Annotated in this window: 13 protein-coding genes; 4 read left to right on the top strand and 9 right to left on the bottom strand. The window is 40.6% G+C overall.

Annotation, left to right across the window (positions count from 1 at the left end; genetic code table 11):
* Window positions 1-210 precede the first annotated feature (210 nt).
* Window positions 211-2,301, bottom strand: a complete 2,091-nt coding sequence (locus G622_RS0108270; protein ID WP_026510325.1) for an elongation factor G — start codon at window positions 2,299-2,301, stop codon at window positions 211-213.
* 356 nt (window positions 2,302-2,657) lie between these two features.
* Here G622_RS0108270 and G622_RS0108265 point away from each other — a divergent pair, with 356 nt between their 5' ends.
* Both G622_RS0108265 and aroA read left to right on the top strand, forming a co-directional pair.
* Entirely contained in the window at window positions 2,658-3,758 is a 1,101-nt protein-coding gene (locus G622_RS0108265; RefSeq protein ID WP_081675240.1) for a prephenate dehydrogenase, read from the top strand.
* Window positions 3,759-3,806: 48 nt separating this feature from the next.
* Window positions 3,807-5,138: a 3-phosphoshikimate 1-carboxyvinyltransferase gene (aroA, locus tag G622_RS0108260; RefSeq protein WP_044957371.1), complete on the top strand. Its 1,332-nt coding sequence runs from the start codon at window positions 3,807-3,809 to the stop codon at window positions 5,136-5,138.
* 110 nt (window positions 5,139-5,248) lie between these two features.
* Here the strand turns inward: aroA and G622_RS0108255 are convergent, their stop codons facing one another.
* The 5 genes from G622_RS0108255 to pheS form a co-directional block, all read right to left on the bottom strand.
* Window positions 5,249-5,593, bottom strand: coding sequence for a PilZ domain-containing protein (locus G622_RS0108255; RefSeq protein WP_026510322.1), 345 nt, complete (start codon window positions 5,591-5,593; stop codon window positions 5,249-5,251).
* Window positions 5,594-5,632: 39 nt separating this feature from the next.
* Window positions 5,633-6,712, bottom strand: a complete 1,080-nt coding sequence (gene queA / locus G622_RS0108250; RefSeq protein WP_242832983.1) for a tRNA preQ1(34) S-adenosylmethionine ribosyltransferase-isomerase QueA — start codon at window positions 6,710-6,712, stop codon at window positions 5,633-5,635.
* A 146-nt stretch (window positions 6,713-6,858) separates the two neighbouring features.
* Window positions 6,859-8,355: an aminopeptidase gene (locus G622_RS0108245; protein WP_026510320.1), complete on the bottom strand. Its 1,497-nt coding sequence runs from the start codon at window positions 8,353-8,355 to the stop codon at window positions 6,859-6,861.
* Window positions 8,356-8,400: 45 nt separating this feature from the next.
* Window positions 8,401-10,821, bottom strand: a complete 2,421-nt coding sequence (gene pheT / locus G622_RS0108240; RefSeq protein ID WP_026510319.1) for a phenylalanine--tRNA ligase subunit beta — start codon at window positions 10,819-10,821, stop codon at window positions 8,401-8,403.
* Window positions 10,822-10,866: 45 nt separating this feature from the next.
* Window positions 10,867-11,886 (bottom strand): phenylalanine--tRNA ligase subunit alpha, encoded by a 1,020-nt coding sequence (gene pheS / locus G622_RS0108235; RefSeq protein ID WP_026510318.1) that lies wholly within the window; start codon window positions 11,884-11,886, stop codon window positions 10,867-10,869.
* Between the two features lie 527 nt (window positions 11,887-12,413).
* On the opposite strand from pheS, the gene G622_RS0108230 reads away from it, so the two are divergent.
* On the top strand, window positions 12,414-13,778 hold the full coding sequence (locus G622_RS0108230; protein ID WP_026510317.1) for an MATE family efflux transporter: 1,365 nt from the start codon (window positions 12,414-12,416) through the stop codon (window positions 13,776-13,778).
* 153 nt (window positions 13,779-13,931) lie between these two features.
* On the opposite strand, the gene G622_RS24520 is transcribed toward G622_RS0108230, so the two are convergent.
* The 3 genes from G622_RS24520 to G622_RS0108215 all read right to left on the bottom strand — a co-directional run bounded on the left by G622_RS24520 (window position 13,932) and on the right by G622_RS0108215 (window position 15,807).
* Window positions 13,932-15,077 carry an alpha/beta hydrolase gene (locus G622_RS24520; protein ID WP_026510316.1) on the bottom strand — a complete coding sequence of 382 codons (1,146 nt, stop codon included), beginning with the start codon at window positions 15,075-15,077 and terminating at the stop codon, window positions 13,932-13,934.
* A gap of 132 nt (window positions 15,078-15,209) precedes the next feature.
* Window positions 15,210-15,512: a HigA family addiction module antitoxin gene (locus G622_RS0108220; protein WP_026510315.1), complete on the bottom strand. Its 303-nt coding sequence runs from the start codon at window positions 15,510-15,512 to the stop codon at window positions 15,210-15,212.
* 13 nt (window positions 15,513-15,525) lie between these two features.
* Window positions 15,526-15,807, bottom strand: coding sequence for a type II toxin-antitoxin system RelE/ParE family toxin (locus tag G622_RS0108215; protein ID WP_026510314.1), 282 nt, complete (start codon window positions 15,805-15,807; stop codon window positions 15,526-15,528).
* 94 nt (window positions 15,808-15,901) lie between these two features.
* Here G622_RS0108215 and G622_RS24515 point away from each other — a divergent pair, with 94 nt between their 5' ends.
* A complete protein-coding gene (locus G622_RS24515; RefSeq protein WP_026510313.1) occupies window positions 15,902-16,102 on the top strand; it encodes a hypothetical protein in 201 nt (66 codons plus the stop codon).
* The last annotated feature ends 45 nt before the right edge of the window (window positions 16,103-16,147 follow it).

Below are 16,147 nucleotides of genomic sequence, written 5' to 3'. Positions count from 1 at the left end.
ACGTTTATACTATCATAAACATATAAGCACCGATTAAAGAAACTCTTAAATAATTATGAAGTCCTTATTACAACAAGTAACCTTCCATGGAAGTGCTCTCAAGTACTCTGCTTTATTTATTTGCTCTATGGCATAAAACTATATGACATAAAAATATATGACATAAAAAACCGGCATCCCTTTCGAAATGCCGGTTCCATTTTTTTACTATTAATCTTCTATTCCGTTTTCCTTAACTTTTTCAGCTCTTGCAGCTACTTCCTTCTGCTGGATATCTGAAGGAGCCTGCTCATATCTTGTAAAGCTGTACTCGTAATCACCTGCACCACCTGTCATTGATCTCAAGGTTGTGCAATATCCAAAGAGTTCCATCATAGGAATGTCAGCCTCGATGACCTGTTTTCCATCGCCTGTAGGATTCATACCAAGCACACGACCTCTTCTCTTATTAAGGTCACCCATTACATCACCGGTAAATGAATCCGGAACTGTTACCTTAAGAGTAGCTATAGGCTCAAGAAGTACAGGTGTAGCATCCATGAATCCCTTCTTGAAGGCATTGCTTGCAGCAACCTTGAATGCCATTTCAGAAGAGTCAACCGGATGATATGATCCATCATAAAGCACAGCCTTAACTCCCACTACGGGATATGCTGCAAGAGGTCCTCTCTGAGCAGCTTCTGCTATACCCTTTTCTACTGCAGGGAAATAGTTCTTCGGAACTGCACCGCCGACAACTTCTTGCTCGAATACATAAGGCTTGCTGTCATCACCTGAAGGCTCGAAGCGCATCTTAACGTGTCCGTACTGGCCGTGACCACCGGTCTGCTTTTTATACTTGTACTCAACATCTGAGTTCTTACGAATCGTCTCTCTGAAAGCTACCTTCGGCTTATCAAGGTCAATTGCAACCTTGTACTCATTAAGCAGCTTACTAACAGCAATCTCAAGGTGCATATCACCCATACCATAGATAAGTGACTGATGGTTTTCAGCATCATTAACAATCTTAAGTGTTGCATCCTCAGCAGCAAGCTTAGCAAGAGACTGTGCAATCTTATCGATATCAGCCTTATTCTGAGCCTTATATCTCATATAGGTGTAGGGCTCTGAAATATCCATCTTAGCATACTGAACAGGATTAGCCTTTGTTGAAAGGGTATCACCTGTTGAAACATCAAGCTTCTGAAGGGCACCGAAATCACCGGCATGAAGCTCGGGAACTTCAATTGTCTTATTGCCCTGCATTACATAAATCTTACCGATCTTAACCTCTGAATCCTTATTGGTATCATACATTACATCATCGGTCTTGATAACGCCGGAGCGAACCTTTATCATTGAGTATTTACCAATGAAAGGATCCATCATTGTCTTAAACACGAATGCTGTCTTAGGTTTTGAGAAATCGAAGTTAGCTTCGAATATCTCGTTGGTCTTCATGTTGATACCTGCCATCTTACGGTTCTCAGGAGCAGGCATGTATTTAATAATATCGTCCATCAGTGTGTAAACACCCTGTGCAAGAATGCTTGATCCCATTTCTATAGGAACAATTGATCCGTCACATACATTATTTCTGAGCGCTGATCTGATCTCCTGCTCTGAGAAGGTATCTCCACTGAAATATCTATCCATAAATTCTTCACTTGTTTCGGCTACTGCCTCCATAAGTGTATCTCTATACTGTTTCAAATATTCAAGGTTATATTCGGGAACTTCACACTCAATGGCATCTTTGCCCTCCCAGCGGAAGCCCTTTTCCTGAATTACATTTACATATCCTACAAACTTCTCATTTTCACGGGTAGGAAGGTTGAAGGGTGCGATTTTCTTTCCGTATTTATCTGTAAGATCCTGCACAACCTGTCTGTATGAAGCATCGTCGATATCCATGTCAGATACAAAGAACATACGCGGTATGCCATATTTCTCGCAAAGATCCCATGCTCTCTCAGTTCCAACTTCCACGCCTGCTTTACCGGAAACAACGATAATAGCTGCATCTGCTACGCTCATTGCCTCCTGAACCTCACCGATAAAATCGAAAAATCCGGGGGCATCAAGAAGGTTGATCTTGTGATCTTCCCATTCCAGCGCAATGTTAGTTGTGCTGATTGAAAACTGTCGCTTCTGTTCCTCTTTATCAAAGTCACTAACGGTATTGCCGTCAGATACTTTACCCATTCGGGAGGTAATACCTGCAAGATAAGCCATTGCCTCAGCAAGTGAAGTCTTTCCTGCTCCCCCATGACCTAAGAGTACGACGTTGCGTATTTTGTCACTTGTGTAAACTTTCATCTTTTGTTCCTCCAAGTCTTAAATTATGTTGGGAAATTTAACTAGAAAAATTAAGATTCCCCCCAAACCCTATGCATACATTTTACTAAAATTGTGCATACAATACAAGTAATTCAATCAAATTTGCACAATAGGATAAAAAACTCATGTTTAGAAGATATGAATTATCAAGTATTTATGGGAAATATATCCGTGCAAATTCATTGATTTTCGCACTTTAACGTGATATAGTTTAGTAGATTTTAAGCGTATTTTATAGGGAAACTTTTTTCTTTTATCCCAATAATCAATCATTAACAGTGGGCAAAGATAGAAACAGCTCATAAAAACTATAGATTTTAAGGAGACCAATCCAAATGAATACTGATAATATCACTTGCGGCTTTGTAGGTTTGGGTCTTATCGGTGGTTCTATGGCCAGAGCTCTTAAGGCCAAGAATCCTAATATCCGCATTATTTCTTACACACCTCATATTGAGACTTCTCTCAAAGCAAAAGAGGACGGAATAGTTGATATAGCATGTGACAAGATAGATGAGAGATTCTCAGAATGTGACTACATTTTTCTGTGTGCACCGATAGAGCGAAATAACGACAATTTAAAACTAATAAAGCCTTACCTTAATCCCAAGACCACTCTTACTGATATCGGTTCTGTTAAGACCAGTATCCATGAGCATGTGAAGGAGCTTGGCTTAGAGGACCAGTTTATCGGTGGCCATCCAATGGCCGGTACTGAGAGAATCGGATACATCAATTCCAAGGCATCTATACTGGAGAATGCATTTTACATCCTCACCAGAACCGAGAAGACTTCTGATGAGAGACTTGCCAATTACAAAGAGCTTGTAGAGCTGATGGGTGCAACCCCACTTATAATTCCATATACGCAGCATGATTTTATTACAGCTGCAGTGAGCCACGTTCCGCATGTAATAAGTGGATGTCTTGTTAACCTGGTGCACGACAGTGACTCCGAAGATGGTCTTATGAAAATGATCGCAGCCGGTGGTTTCAAGGACATCACAAGAATATCTTCTTCTTCACCTGTGATGCTGCAGCAGATCTGTCTTACAAACCACAAAAATATATCTACACTGCTTGATAAATACATTTCTTATCTTACAGAAATGAAGCAGGTAGTCGATGAGGTTGACGGAAATGCTCTTATGAATTTCTTCTCAAATGCAAGAGAATACAGAGATTCATTTAATGACCTGAGACGAGGACCTATTCAGAAGACTTATGTTATCAGAGTTGATATAGCTGATGAACCGGGTAATATTGCATCAGTTGCCACTCTCCTTTCCGTAAACGGAATCAATATCAAGAACATCGGCATCGTACACAATCGTGAATTTGAACATGGCACGTTAAGTATAGAATTTCATGATGACAAAGCCATGGAGAAGGCATTAAAATTATTAGAGACTCATGGATATCCGTCAATCGACTGATACCTTTAGGCTAAAATATACTACTTGATTAAAAAGAGGGAATTAACCATGATAAGCATTGAAAAAAGTTCAAAGCCATTGACCGGCAGTATTTTTGTTCCTGGGGATAAATCTATTTCGCATAGAAGTATCATGTTTGGGGCCATTTCAGAAGGAACAACTGAGATTACCGGTTTCTTGAAAAGCGGGGATTGTCTGTCAACAATCGAATGTTTTAAACAGCTCGGTATTCAGATTGAGCATTCACAAAGACCTATGAACGGAGTGCCGACCATAACAGTCCACGGTAAGGGACTTCATGGTCTTACTGCTCCGTCAAAAACAATTTATACCGGCAACAGCGGCACTACAACAAGGCTACTTGCCGGAATTCTTGCTGCTCAGCCATTTGATTCCATGATCACAGGTGACAGTTCCATAGAAAAAAGACCTATGAACAGAATCATCAAGCCTCTTACCCAGATGGGTGCTGACATATCTTCTCTTAAAGGGAATGAATGCGCTCCTCTCATTATTAAGGGTGGAAAAAGGCTTCTTGGTATCACTTACCACAGCCCTGTTGCTTCAGCTCAGGTTAAATCATGTATTGTGCTGGCAGGACTCTATTCTGAAAGTGATACAGTTGTTTACGAGCCTGCTCTTAGCAGAAATCACACTGAGATCATGCTCAGAGCTTTTGGTGCTGATATTCACAATGAAGTTGATGTCAAGGGAAGCTCCGCAACTATTCTTCACCCGGGATCACCTCTCCACGGTATTAAGGTTAATGTACCCGGTGACATATCTTCAGCCGCATACTTTATAGCTGCTGCTCTTCTTGTTCCGGGTTCTGACATTGTGATACATAACGTCGGGATCAACAAGACCAGGTCAGGAATCCTCAGCATTCTTACTCAGATGGGCGCAGATATTCAGCTTGAGAATTACGATGAGTCCATCGAGCCAAGAGCAGATCTTCATGTTCGTTACTCAGATCTTCATGGCAATGAGAATGGAAGATTCGAAGTATCAGGAAAGCTTATCCCTACCATGATCGATGAGCTTCCTATCTTTGCTGTAGTAGCTGCAACCGCTAACTGCACTACTATCATTAAGGATGCTGCCGAGCTTAAAGTAAAGGAATCAAACCGAATTGATAGTGTTTGCAAGAATCTTAAAGCTATGGGTGCTGATATTGAACCCACAGATGATGGAATGATCATACATGGCGGAAAGCCGCTTTATGGCGCTGACATTGATTCGGAAGGTGATCACAGAATAGCCATGACCTTCGCTATTGCTGCACTGGCTGCAGAAGGCGCAACAAGAATTATAGATGATAAGTGTGTGGGAATTTCATATCCTGAATTTTTCAAAGATTTGAGAAGTCTTATAAAATAATTCCAGGAGTCTTAATAAATTATTCCAGGCAGTAAGCTTGTCTATCATTTTTTGCATAAATAAAATCGACTATATTACAAAAGCCTTCCCGTTACCGGGAAGGCTTTAAATTACATCTCTTCTAACGTCTCCTGAACAGTCTCATAAACAGAAATCCTCTGTCTGTCATATTCAGGCATACCTATGAAAATCGCGCCATATTCATAACTGTCTTCCAGCGCAGTACCTCTGACAATTTTGATAAAGACATGAAGAACCTCTTTGGTCCAAAGAGTAAGGTTACATTCATAGTTATCACCCATGGTCAGCTGTAAATCTGACTGGAATCCCATTCCCGCTCTTGAAGCATTGATAACAGAAATGGCTACAGCCTCAGGCTCACAGTCACTTCCAATGGGATTCATTATAAGTTCGCCATCAAGATCAAGTCTTCTATACTTTCTTCTTTCTTCCATAATATCCCCCTCGAATACTATTGTAACTGTAATTATAGCCTAAATTTCGTCATCAGTAAAGAAACAAGCATCCCCAAAACTGAAAAACCTATATCGTAATTTAATAGCCTCGTTATAGGCGTTAAGCACGTTTTCTCTGCCAGCAAGGGCTGAAACAAGCATAACAAGAGTCGATTCCGGCAGGTGGAAATTTGTTATAAGACAATCTGTCACCTTAAATTTATAGCCGGGATATATGAAAATTGAAGTATTATCTGCGCATGCCTCTATATTACCATTTTCATCTGCAGCACTCTCAATAGTTCTGCAACTTGTAGTTCCAACGCAGATAACTCTGTGTCCGCTTTTCTTTGCTTTATTGATTTTCTCAGCAGCTTCGGCAGTAACCTGATACCACTCAGTGTGCATGTGATGTTCAAGAACATTTGTGACCTTGACAGGTCTGAAGGTACCAAGTCCAACATGTAGAGTTACATAGGCGAGGTCTACACCTTTGTCCTTTATTTTATCAAGAAGCTCTGTAGTAAAATGAAGACCTGCTGTAGGTGCAGCTGCTGATCCTTCATATTTCGCATAAACTGTCTGATACATATTTTTATCCTGAAGCTTATGTGTAATATAAGGCGGAAGCGGCATCTCACCAAGCTTATCCAGAACTTCCTCAAAAATTCCTTCATAGTAGAACTGAACAAGTCTGTTACCTTCTTCAACTATATCAAGAATTTTCGCAGTAAGGCTTCCATCACCGAAAGTAACTTCAGCACCGGGACGAAGCTTTTTACCCGGTCTTACAAGAGTCTCCCATATATCATTTTCTCTTCTTTTAAGAAGAAGAATTTCAACTGCAGCTCCGGTATCTTTTTTTGTACCAAGAAGTCTTGCCGGAATTACCTTCGTGTCATTTAGAACAAGGCAGTCTCCCGGCTGCAGGTAATCAATAATCTCATGGAAAATCTTATGCTGAATCTTCCCCGTGTTTTTGTTCATAACAAGAAGCTTGGCATCATCTCTTGCAGGAAGAGGATCCTGGGCTATAAGCTCCTCGGGAAGATCAAAATAATAATCACTGGTGCGAAGTCCGAGATTGGGATCATTCACATCTGTATTTGTATTGCTCAATTTAAACTCCTCAACTAATAACGACTGTTTATATCTAATGCTGCAGCAATATATCGATATCTTAGATTCCAAAAATCTAAAACAATAATTATCTACAACAGCAACAATCATCCGGCAGATGGATATTCTGCCGGATGAAAACAAAATTACATATTTGTAAGACTTGCCTTTTCAAGGAATGTCTTATAGCTTCTCAGTGCTTCATAGATATCAGCCTTGGAAGTTGCCTCCCACGGAGCATGCATGTTAAGAACAGCAACACCACTATCAATTACATTCATGCCATAAAGAGCAAGGATGTATGCGATTGTTCCACCGCCACCTACATCTACCTTACCAAGCTCAGCAGTCTGGAATGTTATATCATCCTCTTCGAAGATGCTTCTGATATGTGCAATATACTCAGCGTTAGCATCATTAGAACCGGACTTACCACGGCTTCCTGTAAACTTATTGATAACAGGTCCAAGTCCAAGATAAGCTGCGTTCTTCTTCTCAAACTGACCTGCATACATAGGATCAAATGCAGCACTTACGTCAGAAGAAAGCATGCATGAGTTTGCAAGACATCTTCTAAGCTTAATTTCGTTGTAATCACCACAGAGGTTCATGAGCTCTGCTACTGCATTCTCAAAGAATCTGCTCTGCATACCTGTAGCACCAACACTGCCGATTTCTTCCTTATCTACAAGGATGCAGCAGCCTGTTCTTGTCAGATCCTTAACTTCAAGAAGTGCCTTCATGGAAGGATATGCACACACTCTGTCATCCTGGCCATAACCAAGGATCATTGAACGGTCAAAGCCTGCATCTCTTGCTTTTCCTGCAGGTACAATCTCAAGCTCTGCTGAAAGGAAATCCTCCTCCTCAATACCATAGAGATCGTTAAGAATACCAAGAATTCCTCTCTTAACAGCTCCGCTTATCTTGCCGTTTTCTTCTTTTTCTGCCTTCTCATAATCTACGGCATACTGCTGGCCTTCTGTGAGCTTGGAGCTCTTCTTCTCGTCCTTTTTCTTCTCATCGCTCTCAATTACAAAAGGTCTGCTACCAACGATAAGATCAAGAGCTTCACCCTCAACTACCTGTGAAGCCTTCTTGCTCATAAGGTCACCTGAAAGGTGAATAAGAAGATCACTGATGAAGAATACCGGATCATCCTCATCCTCACCAACATTAAGCTGAACTGTAGTGCCATCCTTCTTAACAACAACACCGTGAATTGAAAGCGGGATTGCTACATAAAGATATTTCTTGATTCCGCCATAGTAATGTGTATCGAGGTATGCAATGCTTGTATCCTCATAAAGGGGATTCTGCTTAACATCCATTCTGGGAGAATCGATATGTGCTCCAAGGATGTTCATACCATTTTCAAGAGGCTCAGAACCAATCTGGAACATAGCGATGGACTTGTTCATCCATACGCTATAAACCTTATCACCCTTCTTAAGCTTGGTGTTTGAACCAATAAGTGTGTTGAGTTCGCGATAGCCTGCATCCTCGATCTCATTAACTATAGAATCGATAGCTTCGCGCTCTGTCTTTGAATTATCAAGGAAGTTCTTGTAAGAATCTGCAAAAGCTTCAACTTCCTTAAGCTGTTTTGCAGTGTATTTTGTCCATACGTTAGTACTTTTCATTTTGTCTCCTTTTCTTATACAGCTCAAAAAACATATGCTGAATAATTAACTTCTAAGAGAAATATTCATGCTTTCAAGGCCATTTAAAATCTTCTTCATAGCGCCGTTTACTTCGTCATCAGCAAGAGTCTTTTCCTTGTCTCTGAATGCAAGTGAATAAGCCATAGACTTAAAGCCCTTATCAATCTGAGAACCTTCATAGATGTCGAACAGTTCGAGCTTTTCAAGCTTCTTACCACCGCGCTGCCTGATCATCTTCTCAATCTCACCGGCTGTAACCTCTGTAGGAACAACCATACTGATATCACGTGTAACTGCAGGGAACTTAGCGATTCCTGTGTATACACGGTTATAATTTGCATGAGGCACGATTGCAGGAAGATCAAGAACTGCAATGTAAGCTCTTGTTCCGATTCCATAATTATCGAGTACTTCAGGATGTACTTCACCAAGGTAACCTATAACTTCGCCCTTGAATGAAATCTGAGCCTGGCGTCCGGGATGAAGGAATACCTTACCTGCCTTTGCATCATATTCAAGATCGTTATCCATTCCGATCTGAGCAAGGAATTCTTCAACAGCACCCTTCATTGTGAAGAAGTCACCTTCTCCATAGAATCCAAGTACGAACTGTGATCTCTCATCAGGAAGCTCAGTTAAAGGAAGCTCCTTTGCAAGATAAACGTTTGCTATCTCATAAAGCTTAACATCCTTATTTCTGCGCTTGTAGTTTGTAGCAAGGCTTGTAAGAATAACGTTAAGCGGAATAGTTCTCATAATTGAGAAATCTTCACCAAGAGGATTGGAAATCTTTATAGCTTTTCTCTCGGGAGCATCTTCAGGTAAAAGTAATTTATCAAATACCTTGGGACTTTCAAAAGAGTAGCCATAAGCCTGTGAAAATCCGCAGAACTGAGCAACTTCTCTTGCTGTCTTCTCAACTGTCATCTTGAATGTAAGCTTACCTGTAGTAGGTGCATTCTTAGGAAGTGTCATAGGAATCTTATCATATCCATAGAATCTTGCTACTTCCTCAGCGATATCGCACATACCGATCAGATCCTGTCTGAAGCTCGGGATAATAATCTCGTTAGAAGCTTCATCATATGTAAGCTCTTCTCTTGCGAAAATATCAAGCATTGTCGGTGTATCAATATCTGTTCCGAGTAGCTTATTAATTCTGTCAGGCTCAAACTTAATTCTGTTAAGAGGCTTGATAGGTGACTTTTCTTCAACAATACCTGAAGTAACCTTACCACAGCCAAGTTCATTAATAAGCTGGCATGCACGGTTTATAGCGTCCTCTGCGTTGTTAGGATCAAGTCCTTTTTCAAAGAAGCCTGATGCATCTGTACGAAGTCCGACTCTCTTGGAGCTCTTACGGATGTTAGGTCCATTGAAGGTTGCTGCTTCAAAAAGAACAGTCTTAGCTGACTCTGTGATCATGGAGTTTTCACCGCCCATTATACCACCAATGGCAACTTCTTTTTCTCCATCACAGATCATGATAACTTCACTGTCAAGCGTTCTCTCCTGACCGTCAAGTGTCACGAACTTCTCGCCATCCTTAGCACGTTTAACAACAATCTTATTACCTGCGATTGTTGAAAGATCAAATGCGTGCATAGGCTGACCATACTCAAGCATTACATAGTTTGTGATATCAACTATGTTGTTTATAGGTCTTACACCATTAGCTGCAAGTCTTCTCTGCATCCACTCAGGTGAAGGCTCAACCTTAACATCTGTCACTACTCTTGCGCAATAACGGCTGCAAAGATCCTTATCCTTAATCTCAACAGAAATGTAATCTGATGCCTTTTCAGAAGTCTCCTCTACTTTCACCTCAGGAGCCTTAAAAGGAAGCTTAAATGTAGCAGCTGCCTCTCTGGCAATACCAAGGATGCTGTAGCAGTCTACTCTGTTACTTGTTACTTCGAACTCGAAAACAGTGTCATGAAGACCAAGAATATCTACCGCATCAGCGCCAACCTCTGTATCTTCAGGAAGAATGTAAAGTCCATCCTCCGGTGCATCGGGATAAAAATCTTTGGATGAACCGAGCTCTTCGATTGAGCACATCATTCCCTGGCTGGGAATTCCGCGAAGCTTTCCGGCTTTGATTTTGATACCATCTTCAGGATTCGGGCTTCCGTCATGACCGCCTGCAACTCTTCCGCCATCAAGAACAACGGGAACCTTATCTCCTTCCTTCATATTCTTGGCACCAGTGACGATTTGTATCATCTCTGAACCGATGTTAACCTGGCAGATAACAAGCTTATCAGCGTCCGGATGGGGCTCAATCTTGTCAATCTGACCAACAACTATTTTATCAAGGTTTTTATCAAGGCGATGAAAACTTTCGCCCTTTGTTCCGGAAAGAGTGAGTGCATCAAGAAACTCCTGATCGCTTACATTTAAGTCCGGTACATATGCTTTTATCCAATTTAAATTAGCGTCCACTTTTATTCTCCTCTAAAAATGATAGTTTATATCCGATTTTATATATTAGAACTGCTCTAAGAATCTGATGTCGTTCTCATACAAAAGGCGCATGTCATCAATCTCATACTTAAGTACTGCAATACGCTCAAGACCAAGACCGAATGCAAAGCCTGTGTATTCATTAGGATCAATGCCACTCATCTCAAGTACATGAGGATGAACCATTCCGCAACCAAGGATCTCTATCCAACCCTCACCTTTACAGAAACGGCATCCCTTACCACCACACTTGAAGCAGCTGACATCCATTTCTGCTGAAGGCTCTGTGAACGGGAAATGATGAGGTCTGAATTTAACCTTAACATCCTCGCCAAAGATCTCTTTTGCAAACTCAGCAAGAGTTCCCTTAAGATCAGCAAATGTGATGTCCTTATCAATTACAAGACCTTCAATCTGATGGAAGCTGGGGCTGTGTGTAGCATCAACTTCGTCTGCTCTGAATACACGGCCGGGAGCTATCATTTTAATAGGAAGCTTGCCCTTCTCCATCTCATGAACCTGTGTAGATGAAGTCTGTGTACGAAGAAGTAAGTCTCCGCTGATATAAAATGTATCCTGCTCATCCTTTGCAGGGTGATCTGCAGGAATATTAAGTGCTTCAAAATTGTAATAGTCCTTCTCTACCTCAGGACCTTCTGCTACTTCATAACCCATTCCAATGAAGACATTCTCAACATCCTCAAGAGTAATGGTATTGGGATGACGATGTCCGACATTGTTCTTCTTTGCAGGAAGAGTTACGTCAATTGTCTCACTTGCAAGCTTAGCCTCTCTTACGGCTGCCTCAAGACGCTTCTTCGTGTTCTCAAGACTCTTCTCAATCTCTTCACGAACCTCGTTCACCATCTGACCAACCTTAGGTCTGTCCTCAGGTGCCACATCCTTCATGCTCTTAAGGATACCGGTAAGCTCACCTTTTTTACCAAGAAAATTAACACGGATATCATTCAGCATATCAAGGCCTTCAGTATCGCCTATCTGCTTAAGTGCACTTTCCCTGATTTTGTCTAACTGCTCTTTTATCATTTCTACCTCCTAAAATGAAAAGTCCCCTACATCGCAAAGATGTAAGGGACGAATATAATCCGCGGTACCACCCTGATTCCTGCCAAAAATAGCAGACTCTCATTTCAAATCTTCAGTTGTAGCTCCAATGCGAAATTTCCGTACTGTCTTTACCTGACAGGCTCTCAGCCAGTGACCTGTCTCTCTGAAATAGGAAAACAGAACATCTTGGGGGTATGCCCCACATCTTCAACGCTCTGCAAACTAGTTTAACGATGAGCATAAAAAAAGTCAAGGTGAATATGCCCTAAAACTTCATTATTTACAACCTATAAACTTTATAAATTGGCTAAACATCAGCCTCGGGAAACTCCTAAGATCATTTGCTTCGATTTGCTGCTATAAATCAATTTCTGAGGAAAATCAGCAGCCTATATGTTATCATTATAAATACAGCAAGTTTGCACTTAGCCCGCGAAAAACACTAAGTGCTCTGCACAAATTAAATTGTGTAAAAAACTTAGCTACAACAAGGGGTTACGAAGATGATAGACAGAAAACAGAATTATCGATCTCAGATTTTGAAACTTACTATTCCTATAGTTTTTCAAAATCTTCTTAGCGTGGCAGTTAACTCTGCTGACGTTATCATGCTGAATTATGTGGGACAAAGCCACATATCTGCAGTTTCACTTGCTGCTCAGTATGCAAGCATCCTTTTTATGGTCTTTTACGGACTTGGCACCGGGGTTACCATGCTTTGCTCACAGTACTATGGTAAAGGTGACATGCGTGCTATAGATGTGGTGGAGGGAATCGCTCTTAGATTCTCATTACTTGCAGCAGTTTTATTCGCTTCAGCAGCAATGTTTTTCCCCACTCTTATGATGCGTGTATTTACACCGGATCCGGAACTTATAGCTATAGGTGCTACTTATTTAAGAAATATCAGCGTTGCGTATCTCTGCTGGGGCGTAATTGAGATATATCTTGCAACATTAAGAAGTATCGGAAGAGTCTCCATTTCTACCGTATTAAATACAATAGCATTTTCACTGAATATATTACTTAATGCAGTATTTATATTCGGTCTTTTCGGTGCGCCAAAGCTTGGTGCTGCCGGAGTTGCTCTTGCAACTTCTATCTCAAGAGTGATCGAGCTTATTTTATGCATAATAGTTTCAATAAGAAGCAAGGATGTCAAGCTTAAGCTCTCCTATATGTTTATCAGAAATGATCTGCTTCTCAAGGACTTCTTTAAAATGGCGCTTCCTGCAATGCTTAATGATATTTCATGGGGGCTTGCTTTTTCAATGTACTCCGTAATTATCGGACAGTTCCTTGGAACAGATGTGGTAGCAGCTTATTCCTTCACTTCTCTTGCAAGGAATTTCGGAACAATCCTTTGCTTCGGTGTAGCTAGCGCAGGTGGAATCCTTCTTGGACAGATAATTGGTGAGAACAGGCTCGAAGATGCGGACAAAGCATCAAAGACATTGATGAAAATTACTGTGCTTTTCGGTGCCATCGGAGGATTTATCATTTTCCTGTTAATCCCCATATTCCTTAATTTTGCAAATCTCACACCTGCAGGAAAAGATTATCTGAAGATAATGCTTTTGATCAATACCTACTATGTAATGGGTGCAGCAGTTAATACGACCCTCATAGCCGGAGTATTCCGTGCAGGGGGCGATAGCCGATTTGGCTTTATCTGTGACACAATCGATATGTGGTGCTATGCCGTACCGCTGGGCTTCATTGCAGCCGCTCTTCTAAAACTGCCTCCCATGTGGGTATACTTCCTGCTCTGCACCGACGAATTTGTAAAATGGCCATGGGTTATCAATCACTACAGAAGTCGGAAATGGCTAAAGAACATCACACGAGATAATCTGGATCTGAACTAAGTAGCCATAAAACTTTTGCATTCGTGCTGTGTATTTGGGTCTCTTCATAAAAAAGGCAGCTGTAGACGATCTGTACAACTGCCTTTTTTATTATTCTTTTGCTTTTTAAGACTTTTACAAACATTTAGCCTTGCCAAAAATACATTTCAAATTTCATTTAAAAGCGATCTGCGCAAAGTTATAGAATCCCTGGTACCAGATATGGAAATCATGACCTCCATCCATCTCCTGCCACATAAAGTTCTCTCCTTCCGTGAACTTGTCGCTAAGTGCAGGAAGATTCTTAGCTGCTGCAGAGGAACTCTGGTATGCAATCCTATCCTGAAGACCACATATATTATAGAAGTAATAAATCGGATATTCGCAATCCTTTAGAATCTCTGCGGTTTTCGTAGCAGGATAGCTTGTGGGTGCTGCTGAAAAAGCTCCAAAATATCCAAACATATCATTGCACTCATCAAGTCCAATATTTATAGTCTGCATTCCACCCATGGAAAGTCCTGCTATTGCCCTGTGAGCACGGGCCGCAGACAGGTCATATCCATTCTCATCATACTCGCCATAAGTGCTATAGTGTGAATCCATGTATGGAATGAGATCGTTCCTCAATTCTTCGCCAAATTTATAGAAAGAATCGATTGCTTTTGTGTTCTTATCTGTATCTGCTCCGGCTCTTCCATTTGGAGTTACAACAATAAAGGGCTCGATATCACCATAATATGTAAGATTATCCATTATTGCCTTGACCCTGGAAGTACTCTTGGTAAGTCCCCACTCATCCTCATCACCGCCTATACCGTGCAAAAGGATCATCAGATTATACTTCTTTGAAGGATCATAGTTCGGAGGAAGATATACATTAGCTTCCTTTGTTATCTCGCTTCCATCTCCGGCATAATTGTGCCCTGTGTAGGAAATATGCTCTATTGTTCCTGCTTCATCTGTTCTGAGATTCGTATATTTAGGTAGAACATGTTCACCAATCTCTGCAGTAGGTACGCGCTCCTCGCTATCATTACCTTCTTCGCTCACCGTAGCTTCCTCTGAAACAGATGTCTCCTGAGCTATTGCCTCAGCATAGGCATTGCTGTTATCAGGTTCATCTGAAGCTTCTGCATCAGTGTCTCCAGCATTATCTGTAGCTTCAATATTATCTGTTTCCTTAGCATTATCAGTTTCAGCTTCACTTATAATAGATGTTTCCGCTTCCTGCACATTTGCTGTTTCAGCATTTACATTTCCACAAGCTGTCAAAAGTCCCATAGCCATAATAAGTCCCCATATAGATTTCTTTCTCAATTAGTAACCTCCCAAGCAAAGACATTAAAAGTATTCGCTGATATACAAGTTATCACACATAATTATTAAGTCTCTACTTGAATATTGCGAAGATTTACTCAAATTAGAAGTTTTGTAACCAAAATGGACCATTTAGCCTTGCATCAAATTATAAGGTCTAATATCTGACATATCAACAATCTTACCTGATACCTTAAGCATATCGAGATCATACTGATTTTGTATGTTAAGCCAAAACAGCGGAGTAGTTCCAAAATACATTGCAAATCTCATAGCAGTGTCAGCAGTTATTCCTCTCTTGCCACTTATGATATCACTGATCCTTGATTGAGGAATGTGTATCTCCTTGGCAAGTCTATATGCTGTTACATTCATTGGTTTTAGGAACTCTTCCTCTAATACTTCTCCTGGTGATGTGGGTTCTAAATCCATCATATAGGCCACCTCCTTAGTGATAATCTCCAATTTCTTCAATGATTACGTTTCCGTTATTCCAATAGAAACAGATTCGATATTGATCATTTATTCTGATACTATGCTGTCCTTCACGATCACCTTTTAATTCTTCAAGGTGGTTTGAAGGTGGTATTCTCAAATCATTGATGCTTGCAGCTGAGTGAATCATTACAAGCTTTCTTCTCGCTGTCTTCTGAATGTCATGAGGCAGCTTTGTCGAGAATTTCATATTCCATATTTTTTCGGCTTCTTTGTCATGCCATTCTGTTATCATTTACTTCTGCTCTCCATTAGTACTTCTGATTTTAAGATATAGCTATTCATCTATTTTGTCAATTGCTTCCTCGATAATTCAGTAAAGAAATATAATGAAAGAAAATGGCATCTCAAAAAGTAGCTATTGCTATTACGCCAAAGTAATGAAGGAACCTGATAAGTACTTGCAATTACGAGAAAATGTAAAGAAGATCTTTACTGATTCAAAATATGTATATGTCTATAGAAGAATTCATGCTGGTATAGCAAATAACGGCGATACCATTTCTGAAAAAGGATCAGGAGGATTATGAATGAAGAATGGCTACATGTAATAGCCATAAAGAAGCAAAAAATAC

The sequence above is a fragment of the Butyrivibrio sp. LC3010 genome (genome assembly GCF_000424385.1).
Taxonomy (GTDB): Bacteria; Bacillota; Clostridia; order Lachnospirales; family Lachnospiraceae; genus Butyrivibrio.
Note: the sequence above shows the minus strand (reverse complement) of the source record. Positions and strands in the feature narration are given on the sequence as shown.

Bases quoted from the DNA above. Each gene is read 5' to 3' on its own strand.
- G622_RS0108215 (WP_026510314.1), bottom strand. From the start codon at position 15,807: ATGATAACAGAATGGCATGACAAAGAAGCCGAAAAAATATGGAATATG.
- G622_RS0108270 (WP_026510325.1), bottom strand. From the start codon at position 2,301: ATGAAAGTTTACACAAGTGACAAAATACGCAACGTCGTACTCTTAGGT.
- aroA (WP_044957371.1), top strand. From the start codon at position 3,807: ATGATAAGCATTGAAAAAAGTTCAAAGCCATTGACCGGCAGTATTTTT.
- G622_RS0108255 (WP_026510322.1), bottom strand. From the start codon at position 5,593: ATGGAAGAAAGAAGAAAGTATAGAAGACTTGATCTTGATGGCGAACTT.
- G622_RS0108220 (WP_026510315.1), bottom strand. From the start codon at position 15,512: ATGATGGATTTAGAACCCACATCACCAGGAGAAGTATTAGAGGAAGAG.
- G622_RS24515 (WP_026510313.1), top strand. From the start codon at position 15,902: ATGAAAGAAAATGGCATCTCAAAAAGTAGCTATTGCTATTACGCCAAA.
- G622_RS0108245 (WP_026510320.1), bottom strand. From the start codon at position 8,355: ATGAAAAGTACTAACGTATGGACAAAATACACTGCAAAACAGCTTAAG.
- G622_RS0108230 (WP_026510317.1), top strand. From the start codon at position 12,414: ATGATAGACAGAAAACAGAATTATCGATCTCAGATTTTGAAACTTACT.
- G622_RS0108265 (WP_081675240.1), top strand. From the start codon at position 2,658: ATGAATACTGATAATATCACTTGCGGCTTTGTAGGTTTGGGTCTTATC.